Raw genomic sequence first — 20,921 nt, forward strand, 5'->3', positions numbered from 1 at the left:
GGTCCGCGCGTCCGGGGTCGGCCGTGCCCGGCTGCCCCCCACCGCGAGAACCACCTACGGAAGGCACCGAACCATGAACGTACGCCGCACCGCCGCGGCCCTCGCCGCGTCCGCCGTGCTGGGTGCGCTCGCCGCACCCGCCGCCTCGGCCGGCACCGCCGCGCCCTCTCCCTCCGCCGCGAAGCTCCCGGCCGGGCTCCACGGCGACAAGGACCCCACCTACGACGGTGTGTGGCGGCAGTCCATAGCCCTGCTCGCCCAGGACACCGCGGGTGTCACCCCGTCCGCGGAGGCCGTGGACTGGCTGACGGGACAGCAGTGCGACTCCGGCGCGTTCGCCGCGTACCGCGCGGACGCCTCGGCCGGGTGCGACGCCAAGACACCGGTGGACAGCAACGCCACCGCCATCGCCGTACAGGCGCTCGCGGCTCTCGGCGGGCACACCGGCGAGGTCCGGAAGGCCGTCGGCTGGCTCAAGTCCGTGCAGAACGAGGACGGCGGCTGGGGTTACCTGCCCGGGAGCCCCAGCGACACCAACTCCACCTCCGTGGTCGCCGGCGCGCTGGCCGCGGCCGGCGAGAAGCCGGAGGCGGCCCGGGCGGGCGGCAAGTCCCCGTACGACGCGCTGGCCGAGCTGCAGCTCGGCTGCGACGCCGACGCCGGTGACCGCGGCGCCTACGCCTACCAGCCGGACAAGAAGGGCGCCCTCGCCGCCAACGCCGACGCCACGGTGGCCGGTGTCCTGGCCGGCCACGGCAAGGGCCTCCTGGTCGACCCGGCCGCCGGGGACGGCAAGGGCGGCGGCGCACCCGAGCCGCTGGAATGCGGCTCCGGCGCGGACGCCGACCGCACGCCGGAGGAGGCCGCGTCCGGCGCCGCCGCGTACCTCACCGGACTGCTGGAGAAGGACGGGCACCTCACCTCCGTCGCGCCCGGCGCCGACAAGCCGGTGCCGGACCACTCCAACACCGCCGAGGCCGTGATCGCCCTGGCGGCGGCCGGCCACCCGGAGGCGGCCGAGGCGCCGCTGGCCTGGCTGGAGAAGAACTCCGCCGAGTGGGCCGCGGACAACCCGGCCGGTCTGGGCACGCTCGTCCTCGCCGCGCACGCCACGGGCGGCGACCCGCGCTCCTTCGGCGGCACCGACCTGGTGAAGCAGCTCAACGCCACCGGACCGGAGCCGGAGTCGGTGAAGGCGGCCGGCGCGGACGCCGGCGAGGAGGGGGAGAAGGCCGGATCCGGCGACGTCTCCGTCCTCTGGTGGGTCCTGGGCGCGGGCGTGCTCGCGGGTCTCGTCGCCGGCGCCGCCCTGCTGCTGGCCGGTGCCCGGAGGAAGCGGTCGTGAACGGGCGACCGCGAGGCGCCGCCGGACGCCGGGCCGGCGTCCGACGGCGCCCGGTCGCGCGCCTCGGGGTGCGCGGGGCGGCCGTCCTGCCGCTCGCCGTCGCCGTCACCGCGCTCGGCGCGGGGCCCGCGCAGGCCGAGGGGTACCGCTACTGGTCCTTCTGGCAGCGGGACGGCGGCAGTTGGAGCTACGCCACCGAGGGGCCGGCGACCGCCCGGCCCGCCGACGGCGACGTCGAGGGCTTCCGCTTCTCCGTGAGCGCCGACAGCCAGGACGCCGCGAAGCCGCGCGGCAGGGCCGACTTCGACGCCATCTGCGCCGGCACCCCCGCCGAGGACGGCCGCAAGCGGGTCGCCCTGCTGCTGGACTTCGGCACCGCCGGGGACGCGCCGGACGGCGAACGGCCCCCGGAGCCCCGCACGGAGTGCGCTTCCCTTCCCGAGGACGCGACCAGCGGCGAGGCCCTGGCCGCCGTGGCCAAGCCGCTCCGCTACAACACCTCCGCGCTGCTGTGCGCGATCGCCGGCTACCCGGAGCGCGGCTGCGGCGAACAGGTGTCCGGCGACGCGGGCGCCGGGACGGGCGGCGGGGAGTCGTCCGGTGAGAGCGGTTCCGACCGTGCCGGTGACGACCGTGCGGGCGGCGACCGGGCCGGTGACGCACCGGTGGACGAGGCCGGCGGCTCGTCCACCGGCCTCTACGCGGGTGCCGCCGTCGTCGCCGTCCTCGCCGCGGGCGCCGTCTGGCAGGCCCGCCGACGCCGCGGATGAGCACCGGCACCCCCGGGACGCCCCGTCCCGGCCCCCTCGGCAGCACCCGGCCGGCAGCGGACCGCGGTGCCGCTCCGGCACGCCCGGCTCCGGCCGCCGCCGCACCCGCCGCACGGCGCCGGCCGGAGCGGGAGTCCGCCCCGGGCAAAGGCAGAGATCCGCGCGAGGGCACAACCTCGAGCCCGCACCGGAGCCCGAGCCCGGACCCGGAGCCGGGCGAAGACACAGGCCCGGAGACGGACGCGGGCTCGAACGCGGGCGCGGGCCCGGAGACGGGCGCGGCCCCGGAGACGGGCGCGGCCCCGGGAACGGACACAGCCCAAGTCGCGGGCACAGCCCGAGCCGCAGGCACGGCCGGAGCCGCGAGCCCGAACGCCAGCGCAGCCCGAGTCGCGGGCACAACCCGAGCCGCGGGCACGGGCCGGGGCGCGGGACCGTCCACGGTACGGCGGTTCCGGAGCCGTCTCGCGTCCCGGGCGCCGGAGGCGACGCGCGGCAACGCCCTGCACGCCGGGGCCTGGTGGCTGTGGGCCCTCGGCCTGGCCACCGCCGCGTCCCGGACCACCAACCCGCTGCTGCTCGCCCTGCTGGCCACCGTCGCCGGCTACGTCGTGGCTGCCCGGCGCACCGACGCGCCCTGGGCGCGCAGTTACAGCGCGTTCCTCAAGCTCGGCCTGCTGGTGATCGGCATCCGGCTGGTCTTCTCGGTCCTCCTCGGCTCGCCGATCCCCGGCAGCCAGGTGCTCTTCACGCTGCCCGAGGTGCCGCTGCCGGAGTGGGCGCGCGGGGTGCGGATCGGCGGCCGGGTCACCGCCGAGGGGCTCGTCTTCGCCTTCTACGACGGCCTCAAACTGGCCGTGCTCCTGGCCTGCGTGGGCGCGGCGAACGCGCTGGCGAACCCGGCGCGGCTTCTCAAGTCGCTGCCGGGCGCGCTGTACGAGGCGGGCGTGGCCGTCGTCGTCGCCATGACCTTCGCCCCCAACCTGGTCGCCGACGTGGTGCGGCTGCGCGCCGCCCGCCGGCTGCGCGGGCGCGCCGACCGGGGCGTCAAGGCGATCCTCCAGATCGCGCTGCCGGTGCTGGAGGGCGCTCTGGAACGGTCCGTCGCGCTCGCGGCCGCGATGGACGCGCGCGGTTACGGCCGCACGGCGCGGGTCCCGGCCGCCGTACGGCACACCACGACGGCGCTGACCCTCGGCGGACTGCTCGGCGTCTGCGCCGGCACCTACGGTCTGCTGGCCGCGGAGGGCGCGGGCTTCGGCCTGCCCGTTCTGCTGCTGGGGCTGCTCGCCGCACTGGGCGGGCTGTGGCTGGGCGGCCGCCGCTCGGTGCGCAGCCGCTACCGGCCGGACCGCTGGGGCGTGCGCTCCTGGCTGGTCGCCGGGTCCGGGGCGGCGGTGGCGGCGGTGATGATCTGGTCCGCCTCCGCCTCCCCCGGCCGGGCGGACCTGCACCCCTCGGTCGTCCCGCTGACGGCGCCGGCCCTCCCCCTGTGGCCCGCGGCCGGAGTGCTGCTGGGCCTGCTCCCGGCGGTGGCCGCCCCGGCGCCCGCGTCCCGCACCCGCCGTACGGGGGCGGATGACGGGTCCGGGGCGCTCCCCGGCGCGCGGCGGGCGGAAGCCGGCGGTCCGGCGGACGAGCGGGTCGAACGGGACCGCCGGTACGCACGCGGCGGCCGATACGAACGGGACGCCCGGAGAAGCCGGTTCCCGGCCCCGTCCTCCCCTCCCCACCCGGACCCGGACCCGGACGCCGTCCCCGAAAGGGCCGTCGCCGCCTGGCGCCTCCGCCCGGCAGGAAGCGGCTCCATCCGCGGCCGGACGGCCGGCGGGGCGGTGCCGGCCACGGCACCGGCCGAGACCCCGGAGCCCGGCACCCAGCGGTGCCCCGGCGGCGGTGACGCCGACGCGCACGGCGGCGCGGACGACGCCACCGGCACCGCCGGGGGCGACGGCGCCCCCGCGGCTCCCGCCGCCCCGGCCCGCCCGGACCGGGAGCGGACGGCCGAAGGCCCGGCGGAGCGGCCAGAGCCGCCGCACCGCATGGCCGAGCGGCCGGCCCCGGGCACGTCCGCCGGTCTCCCGACAGACGATCCGCCCGCCCGGGGCCGCCGTACCGGCCGCCCCGGGCCCGCGCGGAGCGGCACCAGCGGGCCGGACCGTCCGGCCGCCTCGCCCGCCACCCCGCCGGACCGCCCCCGCCCGTCCCGCCGCGCGGAGCGCCGCAGCGCCGCGTCCACCACCCCACCGGAGGAGACACCGTGATCCGGTTCGACGACGTGTCGGTCCGCTACGAAGGCGCGGCCGCCTCACCGGCGCTCACCGGTGTGGACCTGACCGTCCCCGAGGGCGAGCTGTGCCTGCTCGTCGGCCCCTCCGGAGTCGGCAAGTCGACATTGCTGGGTACGGTCAGCGGTCTCGTCCCGCACTTCACCGGCGGCACCCTGCGCGGCCGGGTCACCGTCGCGGGCCGCGACACCCGCACCCACAAGCCGCGCGAGCTGGCGGACGTCGTCGGCACCGTCGGACAGGACCCGCTCGCGCACTTCGTCACCGACACCGTCGAGGACGAACTGGCGTACGGCATGGAGTCGTTGGGCCTCGCCCCGGCCGTGATGCGCCGCCGGGTCGAGGAGACCCTCGATCTGCTCGGCCTCGCCGCGCTCCGCGACCGCCCCATCGCCACCCTCTCCGGCGGCCAGCAGCAGCGGGTGGCGATCGGCTCCGTGCTGACCCCGCACCCGCGGGTGCTGGTGCTGGACGAGCCGACCTCCGCGCTCGACCCGGCCGCCGCCGAGGAGGTGCTGGCGGTCCTCCAGCGGCTGGTGCACGACCTGGGCACCACGGTGCTGATGGCCGAACACCGGCTGGAGCGGGTGGTGCACTACGCGGACCAGGTCATCCTGCTGCCCGCGCCCGGGGCGCCCCCGGTGACGGGCGGACCGGCCGAGATCATGGCCGTGTCGCCGGTCACGCCGCCGGTCGTCTCCCTGGGGCGGCTCGCCGGCTGGTCGCCGCTGCCGCTGTCCGTACGGGACGCGCGCCGGATGGCCGGCCCGCTGCGGGAACGGCTCGCGGGGCTCACCCCGGAGCCGCACCCGGGCGCGGACTCCGTACCCGCCCCGCGCCCGGCCGCCGGCGGAACCGTCCCGGACTCCGCGCCGGATGTCGCACCGGGCGCCGGCACAGCCACCGCCCCCGCCGCCGAGGTGTCCCGGCTCTCGGTGCGGCGCGGCCGTACCGAGGTGCTGCGCCGGATCGGGCTGACCGTGCGGCCGGGCGAGACGGTGGCCCTGATGGGCCGCAACGGCGCGGGCAAGTCGACGCTGCTGAACACCCTCGCCGGGCTGCACCGCCCGGCGGCCGGCACGGCCGTCGTGGGGGGCGTCGTCCCGCACCGCACGCCCCCGCGCGACCTGATCCGCCGGGTCGGGCTCGTACCGCAGGAGCCGCGCGACCTCCTCTACGCGGACACGGTCGCGGCGGAGTGCGCGGCGGCGGACGGGGACGCGGACGCCGAGCCGGGCAGCTGCCGGGCGCTGGTCACCGCCCTGCTGCCGGACGTCTCCGACACCACGCACCCGCGCGACCTCTCCGAGGGCCAGCGGCTCGCGCTCGCGCTGGCCGTCGTACTGACGGCACGTCCGCCGCTGCTGCTGCTCGACGAGCCGACCCGCGGCCTCGACTACGCCGCCAAGTCCCGGCTGGTGGAGATCCTGCGCGGGCTGGCGGCGGACGGGCACGCGGTCCTGCTGGCGACCCATGACGTGGAGCTCGTGGCCGAACTGGCGCACCGGGTGGTGATCCTGGCGGACGGCGAGCTGGTCGCGGACGGCCCGACCGCCGAGGTCGTCACCGCCTCCCCGGCCTTCTCCCCGCAGGTGTCGAAGATCCTGGCCCCGCAGGCGTGGCTGACCGTCTCCGAGGTGCGGAACGCCCTGTCCGCGGCGTCCCCGCAGGCCGCCTCGCAGGCCCCTTCCCGGACGGAGGCCGCCCGGTGAGCCCCGAGCAGCCGGCACCCACCGGGCAGCCGGCGCCCCGCCGGGTGCGGGCGGTCCGCCTGGGCCCGCGCTCGGTCGCGGCGCTCGTCCTCGTCAGCGCGATCGGCGTGATGGCCTTCGGCTGGCCGCTGCTCGCCGACTCCGCCTCCGGGCTCGCGCACTCGGGCGACGCGCCCTGGCTGTTCGCGGCGCTGCTGCCGCTGCTGGTGGCCGTGGTGGTGGCGACGGTCGCCGACACCGGGCTGGACGCCAAGGCCATCGCCATGCTGGGCGTGCTCGCGGCGGCCGGCGCCGCGCTGCGGCCGCTCGGCGCGGGCACCGCCGGGCTGGAGCCGATGTTCTTCCTGATGGTGCTGAGCGGCCGGGTACTCGGCCCGGGCTTCGGCTTCGTCCTCGGCGCGGTGACGATGTTCGCCTCGGCCCTGCTGACCGGCGGGGTGGGTCCCTGGATGCCGTTCCAGATGCTGTCGATGGGCTGGGTGGCGATGGGCGCGGGCCTGCTGCCGGGGGCGGAACGGCTGCGCGGCCGGGCGGAGCGGTGGATGCTGGCCGCGTACGGCGGGGCCACGGCCGTCCTCTACGGCACGGTGATGAACCTCCAGGGCTGGCCGTACATCGGCGGCCTGGGGACGGGCATCTCCTTCGTCCCGGGCGACCCCGTGCACGAGAACCTGGTCCGCTTCGCCGCCTACTGCCTGGCGACCTCCCTCGGCTGGGACCTGCCCCGGGCCGCGCTGACCGTGGTGCTGACCCTCACCCTCGGCTCCACCGTCCTGGCGGCCCTCCGCCGCGCCACCCGCCGCGCCGCCTTCGAGGCCCCGGTCGCCTTCGAGCGCCCCTGACCCGGGGCCCGGCGCGCCGCGACGGGCCCCGGCGGTCCGGCAAGCCCTTTCCCGCAGCGGTCTTGCCATGGTTACCGACGAGTCATACCCTCGGTAACCCACGGCTTGACATGCACTCAATACTGCATCACCGCGCCCCTTCGTACCGCGCACAGAGCCGCACCACCTCCCCCACGCACCGCTGACGCGCAGTCCGAGGCGCTGACCCCGTTCTTCACCGCTCACCAGCAAGGGGACAGACGGTGACTCCACTCACGACTGAAGTCGCGGGCTTCCTGTGTCGGTGGCTATGCACCGTCGCAGAGGACCAGCCCGGCCCTGTGTTTGACGTTGACCGCGCCGACGTGGTCGGCGTTCGCGACCAGGCCGCAGTTGACGCACGCGAACTTCGCCTGGGTGACGCGGTTCTCCTTCGCCACGTGCCCGCACCCGCCAATGCTGGGTGGGCAGGTGCGGGAAGTATTGCGGGCGTCCACCGGGATCACACGGCGACCGGCGCTTTCAGCCTTGTCCGCCAGGATCCGCAGGAACTGCCCCCAACCCGCGTCGAGAATACTGCGGTTCAGCCCGGCCTTCGCCGCCGCGCCGTTTGCCAGGAACGCACCGTCGCGGTCGGGGTCGGGCTTGGGTGCGGGCGCCCTCGTCATGCCCGCGGTGTTCAGCCGCTCATGCCCGATCACATCATGCTCGCGCACGAGGTCGAGTGCGGCTTTGTGGTGGTGATCCAGACGCCGGCGCCGGATCTTCGCGTGCAGCTTCGCGACCTTGCGGGCCGCGGCACGATGCTTCTTCGTACGACGCCGCGTGCGCTTCGGGAACGTCGCCAGGTGCTGCTGCGCTGCGGCCAACTCCCCGGCCGAGGCTGCAAGAAACTTCGGATTCCCGACGTGGCGGCCGCTGGAGTCGGTGAGGAAGTGGACCGTGCCCAGGTCGATACCCACCCTGCTGCCGGTCGGGGGCAGCGGCTCGGCGGGCACCTCGTCACAGGCCAGGATCACGTACCAGCGCTGGCCCTCCCGCTTGATGCTGACCGTCTTGACCCGGCCCTTCACGCTCCGGTGCCGGTGGACCCGGACGTGCCCGACGCCTTGCAGGCGGACCCGGGTGCGCGTGTCGTGGGGGGTGGAGTTCCACCGGCAGCCGTCCCCGTCCTTCGGGAAGGTCACGGTGTCGAAGTGCCCGACCCCCTTGAACCGCGGGTACCCGGGGGTGCCACCGGCCTTCACCCGCCGGAAGAAAGCCTGGAAAGCCCGGTCCAGACGGCGCAGGGTCGTCTGCTGGGACGAGAAGGACCACCGGCCCTGACGCTCCGGATCAAACGCCCGGATCTCCCTCAACTGCGCCGACTGATCCCCGTACCGCACCGACGTCCGGGAACTGTGCCGGTAGGCATCACGACGCTCCTGAAGAGCCCCGTTGTACAAGGAGCAGTGATCCCGCAACATCTCCACCAGCGCCCGCTCCTGCCGGACCGTGGGACGCAGCAGAAACTTGTACGCCCGCCTCACACCCACCCCGCCTCCCCCGTTTCCCCGCGGCCGACACCGGCGGGTTCACGCTACCGACCCCCACTGACAACGCAGCGTGCTCCGCCGCTGCGCGGCTCCGGCCCAAAGATTCGATTCCCCCACCGGCTGAAGCCGGTGGTCCCCTCGAAAGAAGGTCTGATGGAAGACGTTCGGAACAAGGACGACGCGGACGGTCACGTCACCGGCCGGGTCGGCATACGGAGATTCGCGTTACTCGCGGTCCCGGGTTTCGCGGCCACGGCGGCGCTCGCCGTCGCCCTGGCCAACGGGGCGCTCGCCGCCTCGTTCGCCGTCTCCGGCCAGGAGTTCAAGGTCTCCGCCGACGAACTCACCGGCGACGGCTTCGTCCAGTACGGCAGCTTCGACACCAACGTCCGGGACGAGTTGCTGCCCGTGGCCGTGACCGGACTGCGGAAGGCGGAGATGACCAATCTCTGCCAGTCCGTCGTCACCAGCCTCCCGGTCGTCGGCGACATCTCGCTCAAGCTCTCGGCAGGCACCGGGAAGAAGAAGGTCGAGGCCACCGACCTGATGCTGGACGCCACCCAGCTCGCGGGCAACGCCTCCTTCACCAACATCGAGATCGGCCGGGACGCCTCCACGCTCGACAAGGGGCCGGACGGCGCCCAGGGCATGCAGGACCTCTTCTCCCAGCAGGCCGACGACATCCGCATGACGAACCTGAGGCAGACCGCCTGGGCGACGACCGCCGGCACCTTCAAGCTCGCCGGGCTGCACATGAAGATCCACAAGGGCCGGACGGAGTGCTTCTGACGTGCCCGGCAGCGCCCCCTCCGACCCGGCCCGCGCCGCCGCCGGACCCGCCGGACCCGCCGGGCGAGCCGCCCCCGTCGGGGCCGCCGCGACCGCCGGCACGGACGTGACCGGCGGCTCCCCGGTCGTCTCCGGTTCCGACGACGGCGCCGGGGCCGGAACTGGTGCCGGAGCGGGAGCCCGGCCCGGCCTCCGGGCCCGGTGGCGGCGGTGGCGCCGGAGCCGGCCCTTCTGGGGCGGCCTCGTCACCGTCCTCGCCGGTCTGGAGATCAGCGTCATCCCGCTCGCCCCCGTCGAGATGATGCTGCACCAGGGCATCGCGGGCCTGCCCTCCGTCCTGCTCGCCCTCATCATGATCGTGCTGGGGCTGAGCGTCTGGTTCGCGCCCCACTACCGCGGCCTCGCGGGCGTCGTCACCGTCCTGCTCGCCGCCGCCGCGCTGGTGATGTCCAACCTCGGAGGCTTCTTCATCGGCACCGTGCTGGGCATCGTCGGCGGCTCCATGATCTTCGCCTGGCGGCCCGTGCCGCAGCGGGCGAAGGGGGACGAGGCCGGGGACCGGCCACCGCCCCGGCGCCGACGCCGGCGCCGGTGACCGGGCCCGAACCGGCCGCCGTAACCGGGAGTCGATCCCCGGGCTCGTCCCCCCGCACACGCACCACCCCCTCCTCACCCAACCCCCACCCCGACCCTCACAAGGAGAACCCCCACCATGACGCGAGCCTTATCCCTGCGCGCCCTCGTCGCCTGCGGCACCGGAGCCGCCACCGCCGCCGCCCTGGCCCTCACCGGCGCCGGCTCCGCCACCGCGGCCCCGGCGGACACCGCCGCGGCCGGGCCGACGACCGTCTCCCCCGCCGGACACCAGTTCGCCGCCACCCTCAACGGATCGGCGACCTTCAAGGCCGGCGCGGTGACCGTCACCTGCACCGTCTCCAGCTCCGCGCCCGCCGCGGGCGGCACCGCGGGCGCCAACCAGGTCCCCGAGGCCCCCGGCAACACCAACGCCGAGGGCCCGGTGGAGAGCGTCATCAACGCTCCGACCTACAGCTCCTGCCGCTCCAGCCTCCCCGGGGTGTCCGTCACCATCACCACCACCGGGATCTGGGGAGTCTCCATGCAGCACGGCGACCCCAGCGGCGCCACCCTGACCATCCCCCAGGGCGGCTTCGTGCTGAAGACCAGCGGTCTCGCCTCCTGCACGGTGACCGCCGCCCCCGACGGCGCCGCGCCCGTGGCCGGCACCTGGACCAACGGCGCTCCCTCGCAGCTCGACTTCACCGACGCCCAGGTCCCGGTGTCCGCGACCGGCGGCTTCGGCTGCCCGACCAGCGCCAAGACCTCGGCCTTCAACGCCACCTATGACGTCACCGATGTGACCGACCCGGCCTCGCAGATCACCGTCACCGGCTGATCCGCACCGGCTCCCGCGGTCCGCGCCGGTCCCCTCCGCCGGACAGCGGGACGACGCCCGTACGGACCGGTTGCGCGCCCGGTCCGTACGGGTCCCCGCGCGGTGCCGGCGCCCGCGTCACCCGGGACGGTCGGCTCCGGTCACCGCGTCCGCCGAGCCCGGCGCATCCACCGCCTCCGCTGCCGCCCCCACCGGATCCGGCGTGTTCGCCGCGCCTGGTACACCCGGCGCACGGGCCCCGCCCGCGCCGCGCTCCCGCGGCGCACCGCCCGGCGCCTCCGCATCACCGGCCCCCTCCGCCGCACGGCCGATGAGCAGATGCCGCAGTCCGAAGCCGGCCGCCACCACCGCCACCCCGCCCGCCGCGTCGAGCAGATAGTGGTTGGCGGTGCCGACGATCACCACCGTCGTGAGCACCGGATAGAGCACGCCCAGCACCCTCGGCCACAGCGCGGGCGTCAGCCGCCACACCACCACGGCGCACCACAGCGACCAGCCCACGTGCAGCGACGGCATGGCCGCGTACTGGTTGGAGATCCCCGTCAGCGCGCCGAAGTCCGGGTGGTCCAGGTCCTGCGGGCCGTGGGCCGTGTCGACGAAACCGAGCCCCGGCATCAGGCGCGGCGGCGCCAGCGGATAGGCCCAGAAGCCGATCAGGGCCAGCAGGGTGGCGAGCGCGAGCGAGGTGCGCCCCCAGCGGTAGAGCACCGGGCGGCGCAGATACATGAAGCCCAGCAGCGACAGCGGCACCAGGAAGTGGAAGGTCGTGTAGGAGAAGTTCATGGCGCTCTCCAGCCAACCGGTGCGCGCCACCAGCAGGTTGAACCAGAGTTCGACGTCGATACGGAGCGCCGCCTCGATCTCCAGGATCTGCCACCCGTGGTGCTCCGCGAGCCACCGGCCGTCGGGCGCCTGGCCGCGGACCCAGGAGTACGCCCAGTAGCCGACCCGGATGAGCAGCAGTTCCAGCAGCAGATTGGGCCGGGTGAGCGGGCGCGGCCAGGAGCGCAGCAGCGGCAGCCGCCCGGCCGCGGCGGCCGCGGCGGTCCCGGCCGTCGCGGGGGCGGCCTGCGGTGCCGGGCGCGGCCGCCGCCACTCGGGCTCGGCGCGGCTCAGGAACGGCACTACGCAGGCGGCGGCCAGCGCCGCCAGCAGCGGGGCGTTCTCCCCGATGAGCCCTATCCACTCGATCTTCGGCACCAGGGCGTCCCGGTGCAGCGTCATCACCAGGACGACGACCGCGGGCCAGACGAGCCGGTCGGCGCGGCGCCGCCCGACCCGCCCGACGGCGGCGAGCAGGATCCACAGCTGCTGGTGCTGCCACGCGGTGGGCGAGACGGCCACCGCCACGCAGCCGGCCAGCGCCACGGCGAGCAGCCACTGGCCGTCGGCCGCGTACCGCGCCGCCCGGCGCAGCCCGAGGACCGCGACGGCCGCCGCGAGGGCGAGGAAGAGCACGACCTCCAGCGGGCCCTGGGCGCCGAGCCGGAGCAGCAGTCCGTGCAGGGACTGGTTGGCGGGGCTGTCGGCGGGCCCGCCGAGCCCCGCGCCGGCGGCGTGGCGCAGCCAGTACGTCCAGGAGTCGTCTGGTGACGCGGCCCAGGCCAGGGCCGAGCAGGCGGCGAAGGTTCCCGCGGCGGTCGCCGCGGCCTGCCGCCGGCCGGTCGCCCACAGCAGTGCGGCGAAGAGCAGCACGGTCGGCTGGAGCGCGGCCGCGATCCCGATGAGTACACCGGAGGCGCGGGCGGAGCAGCGCGGCAGGAAGGCGGTGAGCACCAGCAGAACGGGGAGGACGCTCGTCTGGCCCAGGGTGAAGGTGTTGCGCACCGGCACCGAGACGACCAGCAGGACCAGCGCGACGGGCGCGCCGAACAGCACGGCGTTGCGGGAGCGCGGCCCCGGCAGCAGACGCGCCGTCACCAGTCCGGTGGCAACGACCAGCAGCAGGGTGCCGAAGGTCCAGCCGACCCCGAGGGTCTGTTCGGCGGCCCGGGTCAGAGGGCTGAGGACGAGCCCGGCGAACGGGGTTCCGGTGAAGGCGTCGGCCCCGTCACCGTCCCCGTACAGCGGCTGTCCGGCCCGCAGGACGCCGTTCTCCCCGATCCAGGTCTCCAGATCGGCCAGCCGGCGCTGCGGGGGCAGTTGCAGTACGGCCGCTGCCTGACGGGCCGCCAGCAGGGCGACGATCAGCCAGAGCGCGACGGCGGCCGGCACCGCCCGCGATGCCGCCGGTTCCGCGACCGCCCCCAGTCCGCTTCTCTCCGGATTCGCCACCGTCCGCCCGTCCCCCGTCTTCTCCACCCGTGGGTGTCCGCTGTCCGCTGCCCTCGCGCCCGGCAAGACGCGGGACACCCGGCGGCCACCTGACCGTCGCCGCGCATTGCCCGCAGATTAGCCCCGATCTTCTCCGGGACGTGGGCGGCTTGTCCGGGTGTTTCCGGCCTTGTCGGCCGGTGGTGGCGGGGGGCAGTGGCCGGATCCCGCCGCCGGGGCGGGAACGGCGCAAAAGGGGCTGGAAGGGAGCCGCAGCGAGGTTCTGGTCACCACCCGGTACGGCCCCCGGCTCGTGGTACGGCAACCCCGCGACCCCGACCGGCTGCGTGCCGGAAGCCCGGCGGCGCCGCGTCGGCGGACGGGCTGTGGACGGGGACCGCGCGGGGTTGGGCGAGGTTGCGCGAGACCGGTCCGGGCCGGTGGAAGCCGACCGGGGCCGCCGCCGGGAACGGGCCGGCCCCGGGGACGGGAACGGGAACCGATCGGACCCGGGAACGGGTCGGGGAACGGGGCGGGGGTCAGGCCCTGGGATCGGGGTCGCACCGGGGTTGGGGACGGGCCCGGGGTTGGGAACGGTCCGGGGTCGATCGGACGGTCACATCGCCGTGGGTGGCGACACCGGAGGCGTCAGTGACGGCAGCGCCCGGAAGGCCCTGCCCGGGGGTGGCCGGCGGGGTGTTGCCGGCGGTGGGGGTGCCGGGGACGCCGGTCGGTACCGCGCGGAAGGCCGCGGGGGTGCCGGGGGTGATGGCGGTGACGGGGGCGGTGGCGGCGCGGCGGGCGATCCCGGTGTGGTGGAGGCGTGGACGGCCGTGCCCGGGGCGGGCGTTGCGAGCGAGTCGACGGTGACGGGCGTCAGCGGGGAGTTCGACGCGGCGGTGCCCGGGCCGGCCGGGACGAAGAACGCCGCGGCCTGCCGCCCACCCAGGCCGAGGCCGGAGAAGACCGCACCGGCCTGCCCGGAGGTGTCCAGGGCCACCGTCCGGGCGGGACCGGCGTCGCCGAGAAGGAAGGTCACCGCACCGGTGGTCACCGCGTCTCCGGCCGCCGTGAGCACCGTCGCCCGGAGCGCGACGCCCTCCCCGCACGCCGCCTGCCCCGGGATCACCTCCAGGCTCGTCATGGTGGAGGTGGGGGTGAAGACGTACGTGAAGACGCCGGCGCTCGTGCCGGACCCCTCGGCGGTGGTGACGATCACCGGGCCGGTGCCCGTACCGGGCGCGGTGACCGCGGTGACGGAGGTGTCGCCGTCCACGGTGACGGAAGCGGCCGGCACCCCGGCGACGGTGACGTCGGTCGCCCCGGTGAAACCACTGCCGGTGATGGTGATCGCCGTCCCGCCCGTGGAGGGTCCCGTCGCCGGGGCGACGCCCGGGACCCCGGGCACGGCCAGGGCCCTGACCTCACCCGTGGCATGGTCGAACACCTGGATGCCGCCGCCGGGAGCGACCGCGAACCCGTACGGCGCGGTGCCGGCCGCGACGGTCTGCAGAAGGGTGTTGGTGGCCGTGTCGATCACCAGCGCCACGTCCCCGGCACCGTCGGTCACGCGGGCGGCCCGGCCCTCGTCCGCGAGGGCGATCGCGACCGGCTCGGTACCGGGCGGCAGTGCGACGATGGCCACGATGCCGGCACCGACCGTGCCGGCCGCCGCCCCCGGGGCGGACCTGTGCTGGAGGCCGGGGTCGGGGTTGGGGTTGGGGCCGGGGTCGGGGTTGGAGCTGGGGCCGGAACCAGGGTTGAGTTCGGAGCCGGAGTCGGCGTTGAGGTCGGAGCCGGGGCCGAGGTCGGTACCAGAGCCCGAGTTGGGGCCGGGGTCGGGACCGGAGCCGGGGCCGGTGCCGGGGCCGGGGGCGGGGCCGGAGGTGCGGCCGGCGTCGGCGGGGATCACGCGCACCTTGCCTTCCGGTGTGACCGCCACGGCGGACGGCGCGGTACCGGCCGGGATCGCGGACGGCTGCGGAACGCCGGTCCGCGCGGCCGCCGTTCGGGCCCCCGGCGCCCGGGGCGGCCGTCCGTCCGTCTGCCGGGGCGGGCGCCCCGCCCGCTGCCGGGACTGCTGCGTGTGCGCGTCCATGGGAAATCTCCCGTAGAGGTACGGAGTGTGGTGCCCGCCCGGAGCGGGTGCCGTGTGCGGCATCGGCGCCCGGTGGACCTGCGCGGGTCCCGCGTCCGCCGGATCTCCGGCGGCCCCGGCCGTGCGGGCCGGCGGCCCCGGCCGGGCCGGCACATGGCCCGCCTGCCGCGGACCTTCTGCTGATCCCCTGCCCCGGACAGACATAACCGGGGCGATGGCCTCAATACCTGCCATTCAGCAGCAAACCTCTTATAGTACGCGCCGTTTCACGCCACCCCGGAGGCTCCCGCGCACCACTGGCGGCCGCCCTTCCCCGCCGCTCGGCGGCCGCCCTCACGGGCGCCGGCCGCGCCGCGCCACGCCCGGGCCGGGTGGCGCCGCGCCACGCCCGGGCCGGGCTGGGCTGGGCTGGGCAGGGAGCGCCGGGTGAGCCGGGGCATGCCGGGCAGTGAAGGCCGGGCAGGGCCGGATCGGAAACGCCTCGGCAAGCCGGGGGGCAGGGACAGCCGGCGCACCGGACCGGACATGCCGGGAGCCGGGCCCGGTGGGGGACGCCGCATCGGACCGCACTGGGCCGCAACGACCCTTGCCGCCACACCGAACCGCGCGCTGACCACCCCGGACCGTGCGGGGCCGGACCGGGCCATGCGGGACCGCCCCGGACCGGGCGGGGCGGGGCGGGGCCGGACCATGCCGGACGGGGCAGGGCCAGGCAGGGCAGGGCCTGGAATGCCTTGGCGGGTCGGTGTTCGTCCGGGGCGCACGCACGGCGGAGAGGCCCCGGAAGCCGTGTGGCTTCCGGGGCCTCGCGGGCCGTACCGGCCCCTCCCCCAACGGGTGTCCGAAGGGTCCGACGGCCGGCCGCGGCAGTGCGGCGGCGGTTCAGACGCGGAGCAGGCGCTCCGTCAGATCGCGGTAGTCGCGCAGGGCCGTGCGCAGCTCCTCGGTGTCGGGGTGGGCCTCCCCGCTCTTGCCCTTGCCGTTGCCGTTGCCGCCGTTGTGCTCCCAGGCGGCGCGCAGCTTGCGGCGCTGCTCGGTGAGGGCCTTCGCGAAGTTCTCCGCGGCCTCTTCGAACAGGGCGTCGGCCTCGCGGACCGCTTCCCGAGGGCTGTCGACGAAGCCCGTCACCGTGTGCTGCAGCCGTTCCGTGAGCTGGTCGCACTGACGCTGCGGCAGCAGCGGCGCTGCCGCGGACCGGAGAGCGGTGTCGCCGTGGCGCGCCGCACCGCCGCCGTGAGCCGCGGCACCGCCGTACGCCGGGCGGTCGCCATACGCCGCGCCGTCGCCGTACCCCGCACGGTCGCCATACGCCGCACGGTCGTCGTGCGTCGCGCCGTCGCCGTACGCCGCACGGCCGTCGTGCGCCGCACCGTCGTGGTGCGGGGAGCCCGAGCCTCCGGGGTGGGCGTCCGGGCCGGAGTACGGGCGGGCCGGGAGGCCGGTGGCCGGGTCCACCGGGGCGGTCCCGCCGTCCGGCGCCGGCGGGGCGTACGGGGCCGCCGAGGTGGCGGGGGCGGCCGTGGTCGCCGTGGGACCGGCCGGGTCCGGCGGGGTGACGGGAGCCGCCGCGCCGCCCGTGTGCCCCGGAGTCGCCGGAGCCGCCGGAGTCGCCGGAGCCTCCGGGCCGCCCGCGTACTCCGCGCCCGTCGAAGTCCCGGGAGCCGCGGGGGCCGTGGGGGCCGTGGGAGACGCAGGGGCCGCCGGGGCCGTGGGGGACGCGGGGCCCGCCGGAGCCGTCCCCGTGGCCGGGAAGCCCTGGCCCGCGGTGCCGCCGTCGCCGGCCGTCGCCGGTTCCGGGCCGGAGCCCGGTCCCCGCGCGAATCCGTCGCCGTGCTCGTGTTCGTTACCGTGCTTGTTCCTGCCGAGATGCGCCATTACGCACCGCCCTTCGTCGTTCCGGTGTTGTGCCGGGCGGCCCAGGGGCCCTGCAGGCGCTCGGTGAGCCGCTGCTTGCCGGCCCCGGCGGCCGGGGTGCGGGCGCCGTGCCGCTCGGTGCCGCGGTCGCCGGCGCGGTGCCGCGCGTTGTCCTGCGGGTGCGTGGTGACCAGTTCCTCGAAGAGCGCGCGGGCGTGGACCACGGCCTCGCGCAGTTCCTCGGTCTCCGCCCGGCCGTCGCGGGCCCGGGCGGCGACGGCGTGCACGTGCCGGTAGCCGTCGACGTGGTGGCTGTGGTGCACCGACAGGGCCGCGACCTGCTCGTCGTACTCGTCGGCCGGGAAGCCGCGTTCGCGGATCAGTTCGCCCAGCAGCCGCTCGGCGGCGTCGACCGCCTGCGACGGCGAGTCGACGAACTGCTCCTGCACACCGGCCCAGCGGGCCACGTACTGTTCGCGCGCCTCGGCGCTCAGCGGGCGCGTCCGCAGATCGCCGTGACGCCGCAGCCGCTCGGAGAGTTCCCGTTCCGCGGCCTTCCGGTCGCCGTTGTGGTGGGCCACCGTCCGCTCGTACTCGGGGCCGAACCGGCGCTTCAGACCGCCACCGCCACTCTGCATGACGCGCGGGGCGAGCACGAGCGCGACGATGACGAGAGCCGCCACGGCCAAGATGATGATCACGCCTGTGGACATGTCGTGCCTTTCGCTGAGCTCCCCTCGTGCGAGGCTTTCATCACCGCGTGTTGCCCCGGCCACGGACCGCAAACGCCGCCAAACCGACCCCGGCATCCGGAAATTGGGCTGCCACCGGGGCCGCGGCCGTCACAGAATGCGTCCATGACCTGGACCGGCACCCACCCCACCGCCACCTGGACCGTCTCCCCCGAACCCGTCGGATCGCCCGTCGCCGGGCGGCTGTTGCGCGACTACTACGCCGAGGTCGCCGGCCGGTACTACGGGCGCGCCGTCACGAAGGCGGAGATCGACGAAGGGCTCGTCGAGCACCACAGCGACGACCTGACCGCGCCCACGGGCGTCTTCCTCGTCGCCCGCCTCGGCGGCGAGCCGGCCGGCTGCGGCGGGCTGCGTCTGCTGCGGCCGGGCACGGCCGAGCTCAAGCGGCTCTACGTCCGCCCGGAGGCGCGGGGCACGGGCGGCGGCGGCGCCCTGCTCGCGGCGGTGGAGACGGCGGCCCGGGAGCTGGGGGCGGACCGCGTCGTCCTCGACACCCGCCACGATCTCGTCGAGGCACGGGCGCTGTACGCCAAACACGGCTACGCGGAGGTGCCCGCCTACAACGCGGACCCGTACGCCGAGCACTGGTTCGCCAAGAGGCTCGGCTGACGTCCACACCGGCCGACCTCCACAGGGGAACCGGGCGGCCGGCGGACGGTTCCCCGGAGCCGGGCGCGCGAAGACGGCACGGCGCTGGGCCGGTGTCCGCGATCCGCACGGGCTGGCCGGCGGTACGGGACCGGCACGGCGGACCGGGCGCGGCGGGACCGGCACGGCGCGGGGGGCCGGTCCGCGCGGCAGGACGGGCGTCGGCGGAACGGGCCCGCCGTCACTCCCGGCGCGTGCGTGCCCCGGCTGCCGCGTGGCGCCGGGCGCCGCCTCCGAGCCCGTCCTCCCGGCCGTTTCCGCGCCCCCTTGTCCCGTTGCCGTGGCCGTTCCGCCCGTTCCCGTGGCCGTTCCGGTGACCGTTCCCCAGCCCGTGCAAGCGCCCGCCACCGCGGTACGGCCACTCCTCGTCCGATCCGCACAGCTCCGTGCTCAGTTCCCGGACCAGCTCCACCAGGTCCCGCGGCCGGTCCGGCCCCCACCAGTCGCCGAGCAGCGCCGCCAGATGGTCCTCGCGGGCCGCGGCGAGCCGGTCGGCGACCGTCCGCCCCCGCCGGGTCAGCCGCAGCGGGAGCCCGTCCCGCACCGCCAGGCCGCGGCCCTCGATCTGCCGGACCGCCGAGGTGAGCACGCCCAGCGGAAGGGTGCCGTGCCCGGCGAGGACCGCCGGGTCGGCCTCGCCCTCGCGGCGGACGCGGAGCAGCAGCCAGCTCGCGGCGGGGTCGAGGCTGTAGCCGGCCCGGGCGGTGATGTCCTCGTAGATCTCGTGGCGTCCCTCGCGCGTGCCGAGGAGGGAGAGGGCGCGGGCCACCTCGTCGTGGGAGGAGCGCTCGACGGGGTTGCTCGCGTAGGTCTCGCTCATGTCCGGTGTGGTGACGGAGCCGCGCAGCGGTTCCTCCTTGAGCAGGACGGCCAGTACGAGCGCGCCCAGCGTGACCGGGGCCGCGTAGAGGAAGACATCGGTGATCGACGCGGAGTAGGCGTCCAGGACTTCCGGCCGCAGCCGCGCCGGGAGCCGGTCGATGGTGCGCGGATCGGAGGCGAGGTCGTCGGGCCCGGCCCCGGCGGGCAGCCGCTCGCCGGCGAGGGCCGCGGCGAGCTTGTCACCCAGCCGGCCGGTGAAGACGGTGCCGAAGACGGCGACGCCGAAGGAGGCGCCGATGGAGCGGAAGAAGGTGACGCCGGAGGTGGCGGCGCCCAGGTCCTCGTAGCCGACGGCGTTCTGCACGGCGAGCACCACGATCTGCAGGACGAGGCCGAGGCCGAGCCCGAAGACGGCGAAGGCGGCGCTGATCTCCCAACCGGGACTGAAGCGGTCGATCCGGTGCAGGAGCAGCAGCCCGAGCGTGGTGACGGCGCAGCCGGCGACGGGAAAGACCTTCCAGTGCCCGGTGCGGCTGGCGAGCTGGCCGGAGACGGTCGAGGCGATCAGCAGCCCGGCGACCATCCACAGCATGCGGATCCCGGAGGCGGTGGGGCTGAGCCCCCGCACGACCTGCAGGAAGGTCGGGAGATAGATCATCGTCCCGAACATGGCGAAGCCGACGACGAAGCCGATGACCGATCCGAGGGTGAAGGTGCGGATCCGGAACAGCGGCAGCGGCAGCACCGGTTCGGCGGCCCGCCGTTCCACCGCCGTGAACGCGGCCAGGAGTACGGCGCCGAGCAGGGCCAGCCCCGCGATCCGCCAGGAGAGCCAGGACCACACGGTGCCGCCGAGCGAGGAGAGCAGGACCAGCACGGCCGCGACGCCGGCGATCAGGAGGATGCCGGGATAGTCGATGGTGTGCCGGACGGGGCGCGCCGGGATGTGCAGGACGGCGGCGATGACGAACAGGGCGACCAGCCCGATCGGCAGGTTGACGTAGAACACCCAGCGCCAGCTGAGCTGTTCCGTGAAGAGGCCGCCGAGCAGCGGCCCCAGCACACTGGCCGCGCCGAACACCGCCCCGAACAGCCCTTGGTAGCGGCCGCGTTCGCGGGGCGGGACGATGTCGCCGCTGATCGCCATCGACAGCACCATCAGCCCGCCGCCGCCGAGCCCCTGGAGCGCGCGGAAGGCGATGAGCTGCGGCATGTCCCGGGCGGCCCCGCAGAGCGCGGAGCCCAGCAGGAAGATGGCGATGGCGAGCAGGAACAGCTTCTTCCGGCCGTACTGGTCACCGAGCTTGCCCCAGAGGGGGGTGGCGGCGGTGGCCGAGAGCAGATAGGCGGTGACGACCCAGGAGAGGTGGTCCAGGCCGCCGAGTTCGCCGACGATCACGGGCAGGGCGGTGGCGACGATCGTCTGGTCGAGGGCGGCGAGCAGCATGCCGAACAGCAGCGCGCCGATCGCCAGGCGCACGGTGCGCCGGGGCAGGTCCTCCCCGGGGAGCGGCGCGCGGGCGGGGCCGGCGAGGCCGGCCGTTCCGGTGGCCGCGGGGGCGCCCGGACCGGCGGCCGCGGGAACGCCCGCCCCGGCGGTTGCGCCGGGGGTGCGGGGCCCCCGAGCCCCGGCGGGGCCGCCGGGCCGCCCCGGCCCTTCCGCGGGTGGGGTCGCGTCCTCGGCCATGGACGCCTCCTCGGTCCGGGCTGGGGCCGCCCGCCGGTTCGCCCGCGCGGTCCGGCGGGCGGCGGTGCGCGTCTACGCGTCCCATCCTGGCCTTTTTGCCGGGGTATGGCCCGCCGGAAGGGCCCGTCGG

14 protein-coding genes and 1 pseudogene are annotated in these 20,921 nt (G+C 76.1%); 9 read left to right on the forward strand and 6 right to left on the reverse strand.

Annotated elements, in window-relative coordinates; translation table 11 throughout:
- Positions 1-73: 73 nt before the first annotated feature.
- The 5 genes and pseudogenes from IF83_RS0117760 (at position 74) to IF83_RS0117780 (ending at position 6,957) form a co-directional block, all read left to right on the forward strand.
- Positions 74-1,345 (forward strand): prenyltransferase/squalene oxidase repeat-containing protein, encoded by a 1,272-nt coding sequence (locus IF83_RS0117760; RefSeq protein ID WP_030545204.1) that lies wholly within the window; start codon positions 74-76, stop codon positions 1,343-1,345.
- Between the two features lie 68 nt (positions 1,346-1,413).
- The gene (locus tag IF83_RS0117765) at positions 1,414-2,115 is read left to right on the forward strand and encodes an SCO2322 family protein (protein WP_030545206.1); all 702 of its coding nucleotides are present in this window, start codon (positions 1,414-1,416) and stop codon (positions 2,113-2,115) included.
- Positions 2,116-2,618: 503 nt separating this feature from the next.
- A pseudogene (locus tag IF83_RS0117770) lies at positions 2,619-3,666 on the forward strand (CbiQ family ECF transporter T component); the annotation flags it as partial.
- 709 nt (positions 3,667-4,375) lie between these two features.
- Entirely contained in the window at positions 4,376-6,115 is a 1,740-nt protein-coding gene (locus IF83_RS0117775) for an ABC transporter ATP-binding protein (protein ID WP_030545209.1), read from the forward strand.
- Positions 6,112-6,957 (forward strand): ECF transporter S component, encoded by an 846-nt coding sequence (locus IF83_RS0117780; RefSeq protein WP_208605894.1) that lies wholly within the window; start codon positions 6,112-6,114, stop codon positions 6,955-6,957. The genes IF83_RS0117775 and IF83_RS0117780 overlap by 4 nt, the downstream gene beginning before the upstream one ends.
- A 287-nt stretch (positions 6,958-7,244) precedes the next feature.
- Here the strand turns inward: IF83_RS0117780 and IF83_RS0117785 are convergent, their stop codons facing one another.
- A complete protein-coding gene (locus tag IF83_RS0117785; RefSeq protein ID WP_030545213.1) occupies positions 7,245-8,465 on the reverse strand; it encodes an RNA-guided endonuclease InsQ/TnpB family protein in 1,221 nt (406 codons plus the stop codon).
- A gap of 159 nt (positions 8,466-8,624) precedes the next feature.
- Between IF83_RS0117785 and IF83_RS0117790 the strand changes: the two genes are divergently transcribed.
- The 3 genes from IF83_RS0117790 (at position 8,625) to IF83_RS0117800 (ending at position 10,674) form a co-directional block, all read left to right on the forward strand.
- Positions 8,625-9,260: a DUF6230 family protein gene (locus IF83_RS0117790; RefSeq protein WP_030545215.1), complete on the forward strand. Its 636-nt coding sequence runs from the start codon at positions 8,625-8,627 to the stop codon at positions 9,258-9,260.
- A 1-nt stretch (position 9,261) separates the two neighbouring features.
- Entirely contained in the window at positions 9,262-9,855 is a 594-nt protein-coding gene (locus IF83_RS34825) for a DUF6114 domain-containing protein (RefSeq protein ID WP_244177113.1), read from the forward strand.
- A 117-nt stretch (positions 9,856-9,972) separates the two neighbouring features.
- Positions 9,973-10,674, forward strand: a complete 702-nt coding sequence (locus IF83_RS0117800) for a hypothetical protein (RefSeq protein ID WP_030545218.1) — start codon at positions 9,973-9,975, stop codon at positions 10,672-10,674.
- A 117-nt stretch (positions 10,675-10,791) separates the two neighbouring features.
- Here the strand turns inward: IF83_RS0117800 and IF83_RS0117805 are convergent, their stop codons facing one another.
- The 4 genes from IF83_RS0117805 to IF83_RS0117825 all read right to left on the reverse strand — a co-directional run bounded on the left by IF83_RS0117805 (position 10,792) and on the right by IF83_RS0117825 (position 17,592).
- Entirely contained in the window at positions 10,792-12,975 is a 2,184-nt protein-coding gene (locus tag IF83_RS0117805) for a bifunctional glycosyltransferase 87/phosphatase PAP2 family protein (protein WP_051722877.1), read from the reverse strand.
- Between the two features lie 568 nt (positions 12,976-13,543).
- On the reverse strand, positions 13,544-15,025 hold the full coding sequence (locus IF83_RS35325) for an IPT/TIG domain-containing protein (protein WP_030545222.1): 1,482 nt from the start codon (positions 15,023-15,025) through the stop codon (positions 13,544-13,546).
- A gap of 882 nt (positions 15,026-15,907) precedes the next feature.
- Complete coding sequence (locus tag IF83_RS33770; protein ID WP_158711060.1) at positions 15,908-16,480, reverse strand: hypothetical protein; 573 nt, start codon at positions 16,478-16,480, stop codon at positions 15,908-15,910.
- A 419-nt stretch (positions 16,481-16,899) separates the two neighbouring features.
- Positions 16,900-17,592, reverse strand: a complete 693-nt coding sequence (locus IF83_RS0117825; protein WP_051722879.1) for a preprotein translocase subunit SecG — start codon at positions 17,590-17,592, stop codon at positions 16,900-16,902.
- Between the two features lie 144 nt (positions 17,593-17,736).
- Between IF83_RS0117825 and IF83_RS0117830 the strand changes: the two genes are divergently transcribed.
- On the forward strand, positions 17,737-18,243 hold the full coding sequence (locus IF83_RS0117830; RefSeq protein WP_030545229.1) for a GNAT family N-acetyltransferase: 507 nt from the start codon (positions 17,737-17,739) through the stop codon (positions 18,241-18,243).
- 220 nt (positions 18,244-18,463) lie between these two features.
- On the opposite strand, the gene IF83_RS0117835 is transcribed toward IF83_RS0117830, so the two are convergent.
- Positions 18,464-20,791 carry an MDR family MFS transporter gene (locus IF83_RS0117835; RefSeq protein WP_167343600.1) on the reverse strand — a complete coding sequence of 776 codons (2,328 nt, stop codon included), beginning with the start codon at positions 20,789-20,791 and terminating at the stop codon, positions 18,464-18,466.
- Positions 20,792-20,921 lie beyond the last annotated feature (130 nt).

The sequence above is a fragment of the Streptomyces albus subsp. albus genome, from assembly GCF_000719865.1.
In the GTDB taxonomy this organism is placed as follows: domain Bacteria; phylum Actinomycetota; class Actinomycetes; order Streptomycetales; family Streptomycetaceae; genus Streptomyces; species Streptomyces albus_E.